Source organism: Bacteroides sp. AM23-12 (assembly GCF_003434395.1).
Classification (GTDB): Bacteria; Bacteroidota; Bacteroidia; order Bacteroidales; family Bacteroidaceae; genus Bacteroides; species Bacteroides thetaiotaomicron.
Genome location: NZ_QTLF01000003.1, coordinates 34,561 through 51,527, shown reverse-complemented (window position 1 = coordinate 51,527; position 16,967 = coordinate 34,561). Strand labels below are relative to the sequence as shown.

Annotated in this window: 16 protein-coding genes and 1 tRNA gene; 4 read left to right on the top strand and 13 right to left on the bottom strand. The window is 43.9% G+C overall.

The features are described from left to right. The first annotated feature begins 11 nt into the window (after positions 1-11). Positions 12-593, top strand: coding sequence for a DUF3109 family protein (locus DW640_RS04080; protein ID WP_008763683.1), 582 nt, complete (start codon positions 12-14; stop codon positions 591-593). Positions 594-601: 8 nt separating this feature from the next. On the opposite strand, the gene DW640_RS04075 is transcribed toward DW640_RS04080, so the two are convergent. From DW640_RS04075 to DW640_RS04020, 12 genes are all read right to left on the bottom strand, one after another. Continuing rightward, positions 602-802, bottom strand: coding sequence for a hypothetical protein (locus DW640_RS04075; protein WP_032850788.1), 201 nt, complete (start codon positions 800-802; stop codon positions 602-604). 169 nt (positions 803-971) lie between these two features. After that, positions 972-2,933: a DNA topoisomerase (ATP-hydrolyzing) subunit B gene (gene gyrB, locus DW640_RS04070; RefSeq protein WP_008763685.1), complete on the bottom strand. Its 1,962-nt coding sequence runs from the start codon at positions 2,931-2,933 to the stop codon at positions 972-974. A gap of 199 nt (positions 2,934-3,132) precedes the next feature. After that, positions 3,133-3,387 (bottom strand): 30S ribosomal protein S20, encoded by a 255-nt coding sequence (gene rpsT, locus DW640_RS04065; RefSeq protein ID WP_008763686.1) that lies wholly within the window; start codon positions 3,385-3,387, stop codon positions 3,133-3,135. 42 nt (positions 3,388-3,429) lie between these two features. Then, a tRNA-Glu gene (locus DW640_RS04060) sits at positions 3,430-3,501 on the bottom strand. Positions 3,502-4,194: 693 nt separating this feature from the next. Further along, positions 4,195-5,172 (bottom strand): FimB/Mfa2 family fimbrial subunit, encoded by a 978-nt coding sequence (locus tag DW640_RS04055; protein ID WP_022471640.1) that lies wholly within the window; start codon positions 5,170-5,172, stop codon positions 4,195-4,197. 32 nt (positions 5,173-5,204) lie between these two features. Continuing rightward, positions 5,205-6,701 carry an Mfa1 family fimbria major subunit gene (locus DW640_RS04050; RefSeq protein ID WP_048696485.1) on the bottom strand — a complete coding sequence of 499 codons (1,497 nt, stop codon included), beginning with the start codon at positions 6,699-6,701 and terminating at the stop codon, positions 5,205-5,207. A gap of 25 nt (positions 6,702-6,726) precedes the next feature. After that, a complete protein-coding gene (locus DW640_RS04045) occupies positions 6,727-8,142 on the bottom strand; it encodes a DUF3868 domain-containing protein (RefSeq protein ID WP_117577430.1) in 1,416 nt (471 codons plus the stop codon). Positions 8,143-8,182: 40 nt separating this feature from the next. Next, a complete protein-coding gene (locus tag DW640_RS04040) occupies positions 8,183-8,374 on the bottom strand; it encodes a hypothetical protein (RefSeq protein ID WP_117577428.1) in 192 nt (63 codons plus the stop codon). 16 nt (positions 8,375-8,390) lie between these two features. Further along, positions 8,391-8,954, bottom strand: coding sequence for a DUF3575 domain-containing protein (locus DW640_RS04035; protein WP_117577426.1), 564 nt, complete (start codon positions 8,952-8,954; stop codon positions 8,391-8,393). A gap of 12 nt (positions 8,955-8,966) precedes the next feature. Next, positions 8,967-10,022: a DUF3868 domain-containing protein gene (locus DW640_RS04030; protein WP_117577424.1), complete on the bottom strand. Its 1,056-nt coding sequence runs from the start codon at positions 10,020-10,022 to the stop codon at positions 8,967-8,969. Between the two features lie 22 nt (positions 10,023-10,044). After that, a complete protein-coding gene (locus DW640_RS04025) occupies positions 10,045-10,713 on the bottom strand; it encodes a DUF3575 domain-containing protein (protein WP_117577422.1) in 669 nt (222 codons plus the stop codon). 352 nt (positions 10,714-11,065) lie between these two features. After that, on the bottom strand, positions 11,066-12,025 hold the full coding sequence (locus tag DW640_RS04020) for a tyrosine-type DNA invertase cluster 3b (RefSeq protein ID WP_117577420.1): 960 nt from the start codon (positions 12,023-12,025) through the stop codon (positions 11,066-11,068). Positions 12,026-12,166: 141 nt separating this feature from the next. Between DW640_RS04020 and recO the strand changes: the two genes are divergently transcribed. Further along, positions 12,167-12,895: a DNA repair protein RecO gene (recO, locus tag DW640_RS04015; protein ID WP_117577419.1), complete on the top strand. Its 729-nt coding sequence runs from the start codon at positions 12,167-12,169 to the stop codon at positions 12,893-12,895. 4 nt (positions 12,896-12,899) lie between these two features. Here recO and DW640_RS04010 read toward each other — a convergent pair whose 3' ends face one another. Beyond that, the gene (locus tag DW640_RS04010) at positions 12,900-14,639 is read right to left on the bottom strand and encodes an ATP-binding protein (RefSeq protein WP_117577417.1); all 1,740 of its coding nucleotides are present in this window, start codon (positions 14,637-14,639) and stop codon (positions 12,900-12,902) included. A 138-nt stretch (positions 14,640-14,777) separates the two neighbouring features. Between DW640_RS04010 and DW640_RS04005 the strand changes: the two genes are divergently transcribed. Continuing rightward, positions 14,778-15,725, top strand: coding sequence for a hypothetical protein (locus tag DW640_RS04005; RefSeq protein WP_117577415.1), 948 nt, complete (start codon positions 14,778-14,780; stop codon positions 15,723-15,725). After that, complete coding sequence (locus DW640_RS04000; protein WP_117577413.1) at positions 15,722-16,957, top strand: acyloxyacyl hydrolase; 1,236 nt, start codon at positions 15,722-15,724, stop codon at positions 16,955-16,957. Before DW640_RS04005 ends, DW640_RS04000 begins: the two co-directional genes overlap by 4 nt. Positions 16,958-16,967 lie beyond the last annotated feature (10 nt).

Genomic DNA, 16,967 nt, shown 5'->3' with positions numbered 1-16,967 from the left:
ACATAAGTTTTATGATTCAGATAGAAGATGTAGTAGTGAGCTTCGATGTCCTTCGGGAAAAATTCCTTTGCAATCTGGACGCCTGCAAGGGCGAATGTTGCATTGAAGGGGATGCAGGGGCACCTGTGGAATTGGATGAAGTGGAAAAGCTGGAAGAGGTTCTGCCGATAATATGGGAGGAACTGTCGCCGGAAGCGCGTGCTGTCATTGAGAAGCAAGGAGTCGTATACACGGATCAGGAAGGTGATCTGGTGACTTCTATTGTTAATAATAAGGATTGCGTCTTTACTTGCTATGACGAGAAAGGATGTTGTTACTGTGCCATCGAAAAGGCTTATCGGGATGGCAAGACAGACTTTTACAAACCAGTATCATGCCATCTCTATCCCATTCGGATTGGAGATTACGGACCTTATAAGGCGGTGAACTATCATCGTTGGGATGTGTGTAAGGCGGCTGTGTTGCTGGGGAAAAAAGAAAACGTAGCTGTCTACCAATTCTTGAAAGAACCTCTGATCCGTAAATTCGGCGAGAAGTGGTACCAGGAACTGGAAGTCGCAGTGAAGGAATTAAAGGCGCATGATATGATCTGATATTTCTTTCATTTCCTCGACTCTTTGCGTTTGGATCGTATCAGAAGAAATAACAGGCAGATCATAGCTACGATAATGCAAGCCGGAGTAATCCATGCCTCCGGATGGATAATAATTAGGAACAGGCAAGTGACAATCACACAGGATGCCAGGATTCTGAGATAGAGTCTGATCTTGGCAAATACAGGATTTGGGGTAGTCGTTTTCATAAGTGTCCTCCTTCATTTTCGGCAAGATAGTGATTTTGACCGGAAAAAGATTTAACTGTTAGGTTTTATTAAGACATAGAAAAGCGCCGGCACGGAGGATTTTCCTTCGCTTGCCGACGCTTCTTCGTTGTAAGATGTGAGGTTGGTTTATAAAAACGTAATATTAAAATTATGTATCGATATTCGCATATGTTGCATTCTCTTCGATAAACTCGCGGCGCGGACCTACGTCTTCACCCATTAGCATGGAGAAGATGTAATCGGCTTCAGCGGCATTATCGATGTTTACTTGCTTCAGCATACGGTTGTCGGGATCCATAGTTGTTTCCCACAACTGCTGGGCGTTCATTTCACCCAAACCTTTGTAACGCTGTGTATGAACCGCATTTTCCAGACCACCGCCATAGGTATCGATAAACTTCTGGCGTTGCGCGTCTGTCCAGCAATACTCTTCTACTTTACCCTTTTTGCAGAGGTAGAGCGGGGGAGTAGCGATGTACAGATAACCGTTCTGAATAATCTGCGGCATATAACGGAAGAAGAATGTCATGATCAGTGTGTCGATGTGAGAACCATCGACGTCGGCATCGGTCATGATGATAATCTTGTGATAGCGCAGCTTTTCGATGTTAGCCTCTTTGCTGTCGTCTTCTGTTCCGATAGTGACACCCAGTGCCGTATATATATTGCGGATTTCATCGCTTTCCAGTGCTTTGTGATACATCGCTTTTTCGACGTTCAGAATCTTACCGCGTAGCGGAAGGATGGCCTGGAACATACGGTTACGTCCTTGCTTGGCAGTACCACCTGCCGAGTCTCCCTCGACGAGGAACAATTCGCATTTTGAGGGGTCTTTATCCGAACAGTCGGCCAGTTTACCCGGCAGACCGCCTCCGGACATCGGAGATTTGCGTTGTACCATTTCACGGGCTTTTCTTGCTGCGTGGCGTGCTGTGGCAGCCAGAATCACCTTGTCTACAATTGTTTTTGCCTCCTTTGGATGTTCTTCCAGATAGTAGGCCAGTACTTCACCGACAGCCTGGTCTACGGCACCCATTACTTCGTTGTTACCCAACTTCGTTTTGGTCTGTCCTTCGAACTGTGGTTCGGCTACTTTAACGGAAATAACGGCAGTCAGACCTTCGCGGAAGTCGTCTCCCGAGATTTCAACTTTCACCTTTTCCAGCATCTTGCTGTCTTCGGCGTACTTCTTCAGCGTACGGGTCAGTGCACGGCGGAAACCGGCAAGATGCGTACCTCCTTCGATTGTATTGATATTATTGACATAGGAATGTACATTTTCGGAGAATCCTGTATTGTACATGATGGCTATTTCAATAGGTATTCCCTGCTTCTCAGAGTTCAGATAGATAACGTCGTTGATCAAGTGTTCACGTGAAGACTCGATGAAGCGTACAAACTCTCTCAGCCCTTCTTCGGAATAGAATACTTCACTCTTGAAGCTGCCGTCTTCTTCATTCACTACCCGACGGTCGGTCAGTGAAATGCGGAGACCTGCATTCAGGTATGCCAACTCACGCAGACGTGAAGCCAGTATTTTATAATCATACACCGTTTCGGTAAAGATTGTATCATCCGGCCAAAATTGTTGGCGGGTTCCTGTAATATCCGATACCCCCACTTCTTTCACAGAATAAAGCGGCTTACCGATTTCATATTCCTGCTGATAGATTTTACCATTGCGGAATACCTGTGTAGTCATGTGTGTTGACAGTGCATTTACGCAAGACATACCTACACCGTGCAAACCTCCGGAAACTTTATACGACCCTTTGTCGAACTTACCTCCGGCGTGCAGAACGGTCATCGCTACTTCCAGTGCCGACTTCTTTTCTTTTTCATGATAGTCGACCGGAATACCACGTCCGTTGTCCTGTACGGTGATTGAATTATCTTCGTTGATTGTCACTTCGATGTGGTCGCAATACCCGGCCAGTGCCTCGTCAATGGAGTTATCAACGATTTCGTATACCAAGTGGTGAAGTCCCTTTATACTGATGTCACCGATGTACATCGCAGGGCGTTTTCTCACTGCTTCAAGACCTTCCAATACCTGGATGCTATCCGCAGAATAAGACCCGTTATTGGGAGTGATTTGTTCTTCGCTCATAATTGCCTTTCTAAGTTATAATAACAGAGCAAATATAGTGAAAATTGTCGAGTTGGCGAAGTTTCGGAGGTGAAAAATGTAGAATAAAAGCGGAATTAGTGAATGGGAAAGTAATCTGATATTCAGTGGTTTATAAACACAAAAGGCCGAACTTAAAAGTTCAGCCTGAATGCTATATAGAATTGTTGTTTTTCTATTATTAAGCGAGCTTGTTGATGTAAAGAGCCAGCTTAGATTTCAGATTGTTAGCTTTGTTTTTGTGGATAACATTTGTTTTAGCTAACTTGTCCAACATCTTAGTGATGCCAGGATACATTGCAACAGCTTCTGTTTTGTCAGTAGTTGCACGAAGTTTTCTAACAGCATTTCTCATGGTCTTACCATAATATCTGTTATGAAGTCTTCTTGTCTCTTCTTGTCTGATTCTCTTCAGTGATGATTTGTGATTTGCCATTTCGACTAATCTATTTTTTTAGTTCTTTATTCTTTTTACTTGTAGCCCGTGGGGGAATCGAACCCCCCTTTCAAGAATGAAAATCTTGCGTCCTAACCGATAGACGAACGGGCCATCCTGTTGTTGCATTTCTGCTTTTTGCTCTCTCGAATCAGTGTTTGTTTCTCGATTGCGGATGCAAAGGTAGGAACTTTTTTGAAACTGACAAACAATTCATGAAAAAAATATGTAGTTTTTTCTCTTTTTTTCTGTGGGGTGGGGTGATAGTGCTTGATTTTCAGTAAAATATGAGATTACGATTTTTCGAAAAAAATATCTCCGTCTATAAGACTATGAATAATGTGCTATATTTATACCTTATTATATATAAGGATTTATGGACTTCCATTCTTATTGTTACATTGATTTTGAAAAAACGATGTATTTGCGACTTTTCTTGTAATCGGATGATTGTTTTAACGACTAAAGGAGTATGCTTGTGAACTATCAGAAACAGTAGAGCGTTTATAGATATACGGATATAAACAAACGTATCATTTGTCATGTATGCAAATGACAGTGATAGTCTTTTATTGAATGAGTAAAAGCGCACCCATCCTCGCTTGAACGGGTGCACCAACACAAACAAAACAAACAATTAATAAAACAGTCCTTCAATGAAGTGCCGTTTTATAAGGAAATTTAGCATGTTGTGGGAAACTAAACATGCGAATAAAGGGTATAAAATACCACTCGGATACTTCACAGTAGCCTTTTCTGTAGAACATCTCACCTAAATTCCGTACGCATACAATCAGTCATGTGTTCCTAAAACTCCAGTTCTGAGTCATTCAGCCTTACGGTCCATCCGTTTACCATTATTCTCGGGCATATCTTCGGAATCCCCATATCCGATGACTGTATGAAGAATAAAAGGGTGTATGAATCCTGCCTGTCAAGATATTCCTGATCGCCCATCTCATCGCCGGTATGACTGTGGATTTTGGATAACAGTAGATACTGGGTGAGCGGAAGACGCAGAATTTCCTGTCCGCTGGGTACATGCTTTATGGTCAATGTGGTCTGATCTCCTTTCATGATGCGCAATGTGTTCAACCGGGCATGGATGACAGGGGTTTCTTCTTCATCGAGTATACTGACTTCCTGCCGGTATGGACGATAGTAAACCGGCTCCGTCCCCAACGGAGTGTTGGTATGATCCATCACACCATTGGCAGCCTCCAATGTGAAAGTGAAATCTTCCTGATTCAGCAGGTTGTTGCCATTCTGAAGGATGCATGAGAAATAATTGGTGTTTTTGACTAAGGGAGCATCCAATACCTGATAGTCATTACTGATAGTTATATTTTCAAGGCTACCGTAGAAGAGGCCGTTCAATTTCCCGTTCATCTGTTTTTCACTGTTGCATATCAATGAAAGGAGCAATGATTTCCGTTCCGTCTGACCGGTTTTGAGATAAGGGAACCGGTATTGACGGTCGGAGGCTCCTCCCCACAAGAGCAGATGATAGCTCCCTTCGGGAAACGGCACTCTTACCATACAGTAGCCTTGATGTAATGCGATACTGTCTACGTCCAGTCTGTCCACATACTTGTTGTTCTTGTCGAAAGCAAAAATGGTGATGTCGCCTACTTGCGAGGAAGCGGCATCCACATCTAGTATATTATAGGTATACGAGATTTTCAACCAGGTCCCGGTAGGGCAGTCTGACAGATCGTCGTTCACCCAGTTGCAGGATGAGAACAGCATGACGATGCAGATAATATGTAGTAAAAATGGACGCATTGGTAATAAATTTAGTTCAAAGTGGCCGATACTTATTCAAGTTCTACATCTTGGTTACGTACGGCCCACGGAAAAACATCGATGTTGATGTTCAGTTCTGCTTTGTATTCATCCGGTTGTTCCGGTTCGATAAATGGTTCGCCGCTGCCCAGGCCTGCTACTTTATTGACTGACAGTCTGTATATATTGTTGCGTACGATACCAAATTCCATGACTCCCATTTCGGTGTCGTTGTTGTTGTCTTCATGCTTGATCCAGTAGTTGTAGTAGCATGCGTAGTTTTCGGTTTTCTTGAAACGCTTGATGCTGTATTTGGCAAGCTCTTCTGTTGTCGAGTTGTCGGTAATGTCTCCGGGCAGGTTGTTGAGTGCCAGTTTTCTGATTGCATTTACGCTGGTGTAGAAGTTGTAGTTGAAGTAGAACAGGTTGGTCGGCCAGTTGGACGGGTTGCTTACTGTTTCTCCGCTTTCGTTGAATACGCGGTCGGTGGCAATGTCGAGACTTGCTTTGAACATCACTCCTGTGGTATAGGCATTTAGCTGGGCGGGACGGAACATACAGTTCTCCAGACAGTAGATGCGTGACCAGCTATTTGCCGGAGCCATGCCTGCCCAATTGCTGTCGTCAATGTTAAGCTGTACCAATGCCTGTGCAAAGAAACCGTCCTCATTCTTGAAGTCTTTGGCACCTTCTACGGTTTTCTTGAAGAAGTAAGGGTCTATTACATAACCGTCGTTATCGTTGATGTTGCCGAAGTTCTCATCAGTGTATGAGTCCGGTTCCTGAAGGCTGGTCAGCACGGCTGTATGGCGGAAAGTGTAGAATTCGGTTGCCAGGTTCAACATTCTGAAGTTATTGAGTTTGACCGTACAGTAAGTTTTTCCGGCCGGGTCTTTCAGGGGGAAAGTCTCCTGTGTCTGTGTCACTTCAATTTTGGCAACGACACGTTCCAGGCTAATGGAAATGTCGGTTACTTTGTCGGAATCTGTGGGTTTGCTTACTTCGACATTCAGATTTGCGGCACCACGGTTGGTCATTACGAATCCTCTCTCGGGTACACTTGGAATCTTTCCTGCGCTGTATGTCACTTTGTCGATAGCTCCGAGGAATTTGTCCTGTGTTGCAATGTCCGCTGTGATTGCTTCACCATTGGCGATGGCGAATACGTTGTAAGTTCCCGGTTTCATTGTGATTTTGTTGGCGGTGTAGTGTATTTTTTGTCCGCTTGTCCCTGCCAGTGTGATGTTTTCAAGAGGCTGGGACTCAACGAAAGTTTTAGTGGCTGAGTCAAAGAAGTAGACCGTAAGGGTTTTTACCGCATATTCTTCTTTCGAGCCTTCTTCGGTTACACCCGATGATTCGGCACTCCGGCTGGCGGGAACATTCGGGATTTCAAGGAACAGGGCTACGTTGCCGTTCGAGTCCGACTGCGTTTTGTCGGGGATTGCTACATCTGCATCATTGATGCAACTGTACTGTGTGGCTGCTGTAAACAGAAGCATTGCCATTAGTTTTGTAAATTGTTTCATCTTACCATTGATTTTAATTAAACATTTATTTAAGCTCTAATATTTGTTTCAGATTGTTGTCAGCTTGTGACAGTCCGGCAGCTTTGGCCTGTTTGAAGAGTGTTTCCGCTTCTTCATAATTCTCTTGAAGAAGGTGCAGGACACCTTTTGCCAATGCTGTTTCCGGTACTTCCGGTGCTTTCTCCAAATAATGTGTGGCGGACTGCACGTCTCTTTGCATCAGAGCGATGCAAGCTGCGTTCAGGTTGGCGACAGGATTATCTGGGAATAATTGTACGGCAGTCATGAAGATTTTGTTGTATGCTTCGCTTCCCGGCGTACAGGTGAGTGCGAGGCGGAACATCTCTTCAAGACTTAGGTTCTTGGGATTAGTGGCGAAAACATTTCGTGATTCTTCTACGCTGAAAGGACGTACACGATATTCGATGGTATAATCGGAATGTCTGAGCAGCGTGAACCAGTGTTCCAGCACAAAGCGATAGAATGCCGGAAATTGTTTTTTCAACTTCTCTTCCTTGCGGTCGGGGTGCAGGTTGCCTGTCACGATTTTCATGACTGCCTCCTTCCGCTGAAAGGTTGTATCAGTGAGAAGGGCTTCGAACCCTTCCCAGTCTTCGGGAGTATGAGAAGTATGAATATCCGTTGGGTTGAACGTGTATAACCGGCACACATATTCCTTCAATGCCTGTGTGCGTTCGCGGGATAACCTTTCGTTAAGCTGATAAGGGCCGTCGGGAGATGCATAGCCGTGTATGCTGATATGTGTGATGGTTACATTCGAATCATTTCTGATGGCGTCTATGGTTTGAATGATCTTATTCAGTTCCGTCGCATTGTTGCTGTATGTTTCGTGTATGATGACGTCATTTACGGGAAAGTCGATGAATGCGCATCCTTTCTCAGTTCTGGTTTTCAGCCCTTCCACTTGTGGGGTGAGAAATACGAGTTGCGGAACAGGTATCGGTTGCGGATGCAGGCGGGCGATACAAGTGAAGGCTTCTTCGCCGGAGATGCCACAACCGCAACTTTTCTCTATCAGGGAGAGTGTAGCATGATTCATCCACTTCTCGAAAGGAACGGATTGCAGATAATGTATGCTTTGCCTGCTTCCGTTCTTTCTTTGCAGCGAACGGGCTTCTTTCTCTTTTTTGCCCGTTTCGCGCATGAATATGATTTGCTGTTTCCGGCTATTGATATAGATGGAAGGCAGTTCCAGCCAGTGTTCCAAGCTGTCGGTGACAACGGGTACGAGAATCAGCGATTCGTTGGGCGAAAGGTCGCGGGTGATTTCTACCGAAATAGAAACCACCAGTTCTTCCCCTGCCTTGTGAAGGCTGGAAGCGGTAGCCCGGATCGTTCCGTTAGCTTCTTCTACGGTCGTTTGCGCCTGTAGCGATAGAGATGCTATGACGGCAATGATAAAAACTCCTCCCAGTTTCATAGTCGTACTAATAATGGATCTATATTTAAACACAGCCTGTTCACCAAGGATAGATATGAGATATAATTCCGTATTGCTGAAGTTCTTCCAATATCCTCATATCTTTCAATGTCTTTCCTCTGCCACCATGTCCCAAGTGGTAGACCCTCCACGGGGTAGACCGGTGTTTGCGTGCTATCTCCATGTAGACGTGTCTCCGTTTGGAGAACCAGACTTTCCATAATTTTTTCATCTTTCTTTCTTCTTCTTTAAAATAGGTAGATTAAACTTATAGAGGCCTTGCTAGGTCCTACGTAATGATATTTTCCTTCTTCTCTTAGCTTTGCGCATTTGTCTACGCAGTTGTATTGCCTGTAATGGATAAATTCGTATCCTACTCCTACACTTGTTTCTATGTTCCAGTGGTCATTCAGCATCCAGTGATATCCGCAGCTGATGCCTCCGCCTGCCAGCCAGCCTTCGTACCGGTGGCGTTTCAGTTGGGAGAATATGCCGAAAGGCAGTTTCTTACCTCCGATGTTGAATTGGGCACCGTTCAGATACCCTCCCCAGAAAAGACCGTTATACTTCTGGCAAGTCCAGTATTTGTATTCGGGTTGCAGGAGCCAGTAACGGTTGACATATTCTTCGTTCCGCTTCCACGGTCGCAGGCTTCCGGTAAGCTCGACTGTGCTCTTGTTTCCTATGGCATACGAAATTCCCCCTCCGAAAGCTCCGTCTATGGCAGAAAGCGCATTCACCCTGACAGCTACTTTCTGCGAGTAAGCGTCCAGGCATCCAAGTAATAAGAGCAGGAATATGAAACGTTTCATTGTATCCGTTGATTAAGGGCGTTTATTGTTTTCAAAAAATGCATTCAGATTATATGCAGCTTCCTCGGAGCCTTCGGCCTTGGCGGCTTTCAGCATTCGGATGCCTTCGTAGGTGTTTCCGGACATTAGTTCGTATACTCCGCGGCAGTTTTTGTAGGCCAGACTGTCGTGAAGAGCCATTGAAAGGAACTTACCTGCCGATTTGACGTCTCCCTGTTCAATGGCGGCAGCTGCTGCATTCAGGTTGGCAACCGGATGTACGGGATATAGCTTGACGCTAATATTGATAATCTTGTAAAACCGGACTTTGTCTTCCGTATAAGACAGGGCGACTGTGTATAGTTCGCGGAGAGACAGCATCTGCGGGTTGATCTCCGCTATCATTTTCGCCTCTTCAAGGCTAAAATTCAGTTCCTTCTGATTTCGTGCGTCCACATCATCCGTTTCGGGCGAGACGTAAGTACCTTTGTATTTCATTTTGCTGCTGGCTACCGGACTCGTAGGACGTTCATTGACAGCAGGAAGAGAAACGACCTCTTGTGTAGCCGTACCGGAAGGAACTATTGCGCCGGAAGATGCTGCTATGTTCTCTTGGGTTATGACGATTGTATCTTTCAGAGACTGTTCACCTTCCGGACGGACAATAGTTCTTTTAAGTGTCAGTGTTGCATTGTTCATCCAATCCTCTGCCGGCAATGAAGTCCGGTAGGAAATGGTGCGGGAGTGGTCCTCGTCAATGCCGGCAATCAGATAAGCTTTCGCATCCTCTTCTTTCCGGTCATTCTTATTGCGTAAAATCTGATTGCGCAGATATAGTTTCTGTTTCTGCTTACCGTTCAGTTGTATGTGCGGCAGTGATACTCTTTTCTCCTGGCTGGTCAGCACGGGTGTCAGCATAAAGGCACTCTTGGAATCCATGTCCTCTATATGGACTGAAATATCCATGGACAGAAACAGTGAATCTGCACGGACGCCGAAGAAGTGGGGTACGATATCCAGCTTAACGTTCTGTGCCGGTAGCAAGTTGCATATCAATAAACTGAAAAAGATGAATGCTTTCGTTTTCATGTTATGTTGTGATTTAATTGATTTACTGAATGAAATACACGAGTGATATTCCTATCTGCGTGGGTCCCCAGTAGTTGCAGTGGGATTTTTCGATAAAGGCAGCGCCTTCGGGCTGCCCATAGCGTTTGTAGTTGAGGTGGGCATATCCCAGTGAAAGTCCCGCTTCCAGGTTCCATTGCGGACTGATCATCCATTGATAACCATAGGAGATGCCAAAGCCCGCCAGATTGCCTTGATACCGGTTGTTGGCAATCTGCCTGTTTTCGATACCCAGCATTTTACCATTTCCGAATCCCCAAGGGAGCATTCCGCCAAAGTTGAATAGAGCATAGTGAAGTTGAAAACCGATGTAACTTCCCATAAACACTCCGTCAAACCATTTGCGGTACTCCGGTTGGAGCATGAAATGCTTCATCTTTTTGTTTCCTCCGAAGTTCCAGGGATTGTAGTTGACAGAGAGATTAAGCGTGTGCGTATCATCGCATCTTATCTCTCCCCCTATATTGAAAGTGGTTGTGAGGTCATAGAGCAGATTACTCTTGACGGCTATCTTCTGCCCGTATAGACTGGAGGCGGGCAAAAGACAGGTAAGGAAGATACTTGCCAACAAACATTTCAAGACTGCCTTGAGTCCCTTTATGCTGGCGGCTGTAGATGTCCTTTTTCTATTTCTATCAGGTTTGTGTGTCATAATCTTTTGTTTATGTGTTTCTGTTACTTCTTAGGTAACGGAAATCCGGTCTTATGACCGGTATGTGGAGGGGAAAGAAGTAAAAAAAGGCAGCGGTCTTTGAGTGCTAAAGCGTATTTATAGGTTTCCGGCTGAAAAATAGTCCGGCAGACACAATAGCGGTCTGGAACATGAAACAGATATAATTCATGCTCCTGTATTCTTTTTTATTTTTTTTGAAAGAAAGGAAGTGAAATAATGTATAATTAATTTGGAATGTGATGTTCTTTTTCTATATCTTTGCGCTGTATTTATTTCCGTTACCTAAGAAGTAATAGATAAGGTAATTTGTTTATATTCAATAGCTTGTCTCTCAGTGCTTGTTCGCAACGTAGTTCTCTACGTAAAAACAATTCAATTTATTTGCTTCTGTCCGTTTTTCCAGTCCAAAGCCTTTCAGGTAAGTTTGCGTGGTCTTTATTGATTTATGTCCCAATGATTCGCTGATCATTTCGATGGGGATTCCCTGATATTTGGCGCTCGTTGCCCAGGAATGCCGGATGGTGTATGAGGTGACAGGCGATTTGATGCGTAATTCTCTGGAAAGACTCTTCAATTGATTGTTGAATCGTCTGAGAGCCGACTGATACTCTTTATATCCTGCCTCTCCTTTCCGCTTTTTATCTCCTTTCATGATGTCGAACAGGTAATCCGGACAATCCTCTCCGGAAGATTCATTGTTGCGCAATCCGTTGATTGCCTTCTTGGCGGTCTCCAGTATTTCGACGCTCATGGGAGTACCGGTCTTTATACGGTTATATCTCAGTACTCCGTGTACCAATGCCGATTTTTCCAGATGTGCGAAGTCGGCAAACGGCATACCGCAGAGCTGAAACATCAGTCGTGCTATCGCTTGTGTGCGACGCAGATGGCTGGACTTGGGAACTTTGTAGAGCAACATATGCAGTTCGTTGATGGGCAGTGCCTTCTTCTGCCGGACATCTACTCCGGTGAATACGTCACGAAACAGTCGGGGGATGAAACGGGCCGTACCCGCTTCGACACCGCGGTTGTAGATACTGCGCAGCATACGCATATAAGTCGATACGGTGTTCGGTTTCAATCCGCAGTCATAAAGATACTGACCGTACCGTCGCAGGCTATCGCGGTTGATTTGTCCGAATGCGACTTCGGGAGTATCACAAAACTTGGCAAATGACAGAATTGCATTTTTGTATACATGTGCCGTCGAGTAACGGCCCTCTTCTTGTAGATTCCGGATGTATGCTTTTGCGCATCCGGTAAAGCTGTTTTTATTACTTTTTCTTTTCATACTCTTGTCTATATTTACTTGTTCTTCAGGGAGTATAACAAAAATAGCAATCTTTTTTGTTGTTAACGCCTCTAAAAAGGTCCCGATTGCCAGACATTTTTTTGTAGTTTTGTTCCGGAATGATAAAAAGAGGAGTGCACTATGCTGCAAAAGACGAAAGGAATAGTTCTACATACGCTTAAATATAATGATACTTCTATCATTGTAGATATGTACACGGAGTTATCCGGGCGGACTTCTTTTCTCGTTCCCGTACCCCGTTCGCGCAAGGCGGCAGTCAAGTCAGTACTCTTTCAGCCTTTGGCTTTCATTGAGTTTGAGGCGGATTATCGTCCGAATGCTACTCTCTATCGGGTAAAAGAGGCGAAGTCTTTTTATCCTTTTACCTCCATTCCTTATGACCCGTACAAGTCTTCAATGGCACTTTTTTTGGCAGAGTTTCTGTATCGTGCTATCCGTGAAGAGGCTGAAAACCGTCCGTTGTTCGCTTATTTGCAGCATTCTGTCATTTGGCTGGACGAATGTCGCGAAGGGTTTGCCAATTTCCATCTGGTTTTTCTGATGCGTCTTTCCCGTTTTTTGGGGTTGTATCCGAATCTGGAAGATTATCACACCGGTGATTACTTTGATTTGCTGAATGCCTGTTTCACTTCCACTCGTCCGCAGTTGCATTCTTCTTATATTAATCCCGAAGAGGCTGGACGTCTTCGCCAGTTGATGCGCATGAATTATGAGACGATGCACTTATTTGGCATGAGCCGTGCAGAACGCACTCGCTGCCTGACGATTATGAATGATTATTATCGTTTGCATCTGCCGGATTTTCCTGCATTAAAGTCGCTGGATGTGCTGAAAGAATTGTTTGATTAGCTGTTTATACTTCTTCCACTCTCACCAGTTTCCAGCCTTGGAATACTAATGCGATACTCTTTAATTCTGTGGTCCCTTTGTCTTGATGAATCCATTCGCTTGCTGCATACTGTTTCAGTTGTATTTTGGCATTAGATAGCAATTTTTCTATCTCGGTGTCAGAAGCATCCCGTTTTGCATATTTCACTTCGATACAGTAACTGTATACCATGTCGGGAAGTTGCAGTAGACGAGGTTGCAGAAAGATATCCGCATATCCTTTGTTGCTTTCATATTCGGGACGGGCAATATAATAATGTGTCAATCCGAGGTAAGCCAAAATAAAGGTTTTTACATAAGCTTCACCTTCTATGAAGTCGCGAACACTGCTTTGGGCATTCAAGCGGTCGGCAATGTATGTGAAGCAATTTTCCCATTCTCCTTTGTATGCCATTCGTTTCATTCGGTCCACCAGCTTATCTGTCTCCAGATATAAGTCGGCGGAATCTTTGTAGATGTCTGCCATGTAACCGTAAAGTTGTTCGCGCACTGCCCAGTTGGGGACGCTCAGTATGGGCTCACCCATTTCCATTCCGCTGATGGTTAGCATGCCGTAATAGTAGAGCAGGCTTTTAAAGTTTTCCGGTTTGATAATGTCTTCGGCTGGGAAACTATTTGCAATGATTCCGGTAGTAGAACCTTTTTCTACAATCTCTTGTACAACGCTTGCATTTTCACCGAAAGTTTTGTCTACGTGGATGAGGTGGCGCAGCTTGTTGTAGTCAGTGCGAATATTAGCATCGAGCATGTTGTCAGGGATGTCCTTATTCAGCATATAATGATTCATGAAATAGAGCACCATATCTGAATTGTACATAAACGGTTCCTTTAGTGCTTTCATGGCGAAACAGTAATTGTCGTACCATGGTTTCATGATGGTTATTAATTCATCTGTAGTGTGCGGTAGTTCCCGGTAACTTTTGTAATAATCGATCAGAGTGCGTACTTCTTGTTCATTAAATCCCATCATATTATTAAAGATAGGTGAACTGCTATAATTATCCGCAATGTTGAATCCGCTGGTAAGGTCGTCCATTGTTACGGGGCTTACGCCTGTAAGAAAGATGCGCTCGATCACTGAACTTGAATAGTCTTTTACCACTTTAAGGAAACTACGGAAGAATCCGCTGCCATGAGTGATGCTGCGATAACGTTCATTGCCATAATCTACCAGAATATTGTTGGCAAAGTTATCGTACTCATCGAGGATAAGATATATCTTTTGTCCCTTGTTTTGAGCGCTTTGGCACAGTGATCCCAATAAGGCATCTCCTGTTTTTAATTCATGTAGCTTTTCAGCGGCTTCTTTTCCTAACAGATGAGCATTTCGTTCTGCAAATCCATCCATTACGATTTTGCAATAGGTGTTGAATGTTTCTTCCAAACGATCCATATTGGCGGCTACACTACTGAAATTGAGTGTAAGCACCAGATATTTGTTGCGATCAGGCGTAGGATGCTTGCCTATATAAAGATTACCAAAGATTTTCTCGAATTTATCTTTTTGGTTAATGTCGTAGTATAAACCGAGCATGTTTAGGAAAAGGCTTTTTCCGAAACGTCGAGGACGGACAAAGAAGAAGAAGGAGGTCACTTTTTCTACTTTGGCGATATATTGTGTTTTGTCTACATAGTAATAGTTTTCAAGAATGATTCTCTCGAAGTCCGTCATCCCATAAGGTATTTTCTTTATTGCTGCATCCATAATTGCTCCCTCTTTAATGTTGAGAACAAAAATAGTTTATTTTCCTTTATGTGGCAACTAAAACAGGGTAGATAATAACTCTCTTCTAAAAATATATATTACTTTTGTCGCCAACGAAATGACTAGAGAACAAGCAACATGAAAACAATCGTAAACTTAACGGCATATCTTCTTATTTTTCTAGTTCTTTATGGGTGTAACGATGATGTATTCGTCGATGACTTCCGGACTTCCGATTCCGAATTTACTTTGGACGGGAATGGTGATGAGGTAACTATTCGTTTTGCATCCTCCAATTGGGATTTGGTTTGGATGTATACTTACGATAGTGACTTTACCCATCAATATGAAGTTTATGATGCCGACGATAATCTGATAATGAAAAACCAGGATGCCTACCTGAAAGGATTAGGTAAGATTGTATGCAATGAAAAACTGACCGATTTCATCATTCAACGCAGTAACCCCAAAGAACTAAAGATTACAGTGGGCGAAAACGTCCGTAACGACTATTTTAGATTCATGCTTGTAGTGAGCAATGACTATGAATCACAAGAAATATATGTTGAAATTACTCCGTCGGACAGATATGTGTTCGATCATATCACTTATTCTTTAAATGCGTATTCTCATGAATGGAGACTGGAAGAAACAAAGAGTTTTATACAATCTAATAATTCAGATACTCCCTCCCCATGCCTGTTATTCCCTTACAAGGACGCCCACCATGAAGTGGTGTTCAAAAGCGATGATCCTGAGGCTTTTCGGCTATTGGGAGGAGATAATCCGACAGTAGAGATACCAAGCATGGAAAACGAATGGTTGGGAATGAACGGTGTACAGGCGCAATATACGTCTGAGCAGCAAGCACTGCCTTTGCCTTTCCCTGATACGGAGAAGAAGGAGATTTCTATCCCGCCTAAAACTACTCAACGTATCACCATGCTGTTAGAATGTGAGTGGTTCGAAACGGAGTACACCCTTTATATTGTTCACCCTAAGAATGGGAGACAGCGCACTATAACCGGTACGTTGCAAAGTAAAATGCCCGGAAAATGTTACATAGCACGCGAGAATATCAAATGATTAGAAATATGAATACCAGACGGTCTCTGTATATAATCTGCTTGCTGCTGTTCTCGGCAGTCGGCTGCAAATTGGATGCTCAGACAGTAGTGAAACCTGTCAGGCAACAGAATGACAGCACCAGTCATACCCTCATCCATCAGATAGGTTTTGACGTTCGTCCGGGCTATGTAGCTCCGACAAACAGTTTCCTTGAAGGCGATAATGCACAACGGCAGAAAATTGATCGGTCACTTTCCCTGCACTTGAAGTATGCTTTCCAGTTCAGCAAAGATTCCTATTTGGGGAGGTTGTATCCTCATGCTTATCAAGGCATCGGTGTTTCGCATAATACATTTTATAATTCCGCTGAACTGGGAAATCCGGTGGCGGTATATGCTTTTCAAGGGGCGCCTATTGTACGACTTTCATCCCGTTTGTCGTTGGATTATGAGTGGAATTTCGGTGCTTCTTTCGGTTGGAAACAATATGATGAACACAGCAATTGGTACAATGACGCTATCGGTTCTAAAATCAATGCGTATATCAATTTGGGCTTTGTCTTGAACTGGCAGTTTTATCCACAGTGGAAACTTGCAGCGGGTGTGGACTTCACTCATTTCTCCAATGGAAATACGCGTTATCCCAATGGAGGTCTCAATACTATCGGAGGGAGAGTCGGCATTGTACGTACCTTTAATGCCGAAGATAAGGCGTCCGGAGCAATTGCTCCCAAACGCCTTTACATAAAGCCACACGTCAGCTATGACTTGTTGGTATACGGCGCCACTCGCAAAAGAGGATTCGTTAAAGAAGGGATACCCACTTTGGTTCCCGGTTCGTTCGGAATCGTTGGTCTCAATTTTGCCCCGATGTATAATTTTAATAACTATTTCCGGGCAGGACTTTCTGTGGATGCGCAATTTGACGAGAGTGCCAATATTAAGGACTATAAGCTAGTAGGAACTTATGGGGACGATATAAAGTTTCACCGTCCTCCATTCCGCGAACAATTTGCGGTAGGGTTGTCTCTTCGCGCAGAACTGGTGATGCCTATTTTCTCCATCAATGCCGGTATCGGACGAAATATGATATATAGTGGCGATGATACGGAAGGTTTCTATCAAATATTGGCTCTCAAAACTTATGTTACCCGCCATTTGTTTCTGCATGTGGGATATCAGTTGAGTAAGTTTAAAGACCCCAATAATTTAATGTTGGGGATTGGATATAGATTTCACGATAAGCGGTGAAACAGTGGTC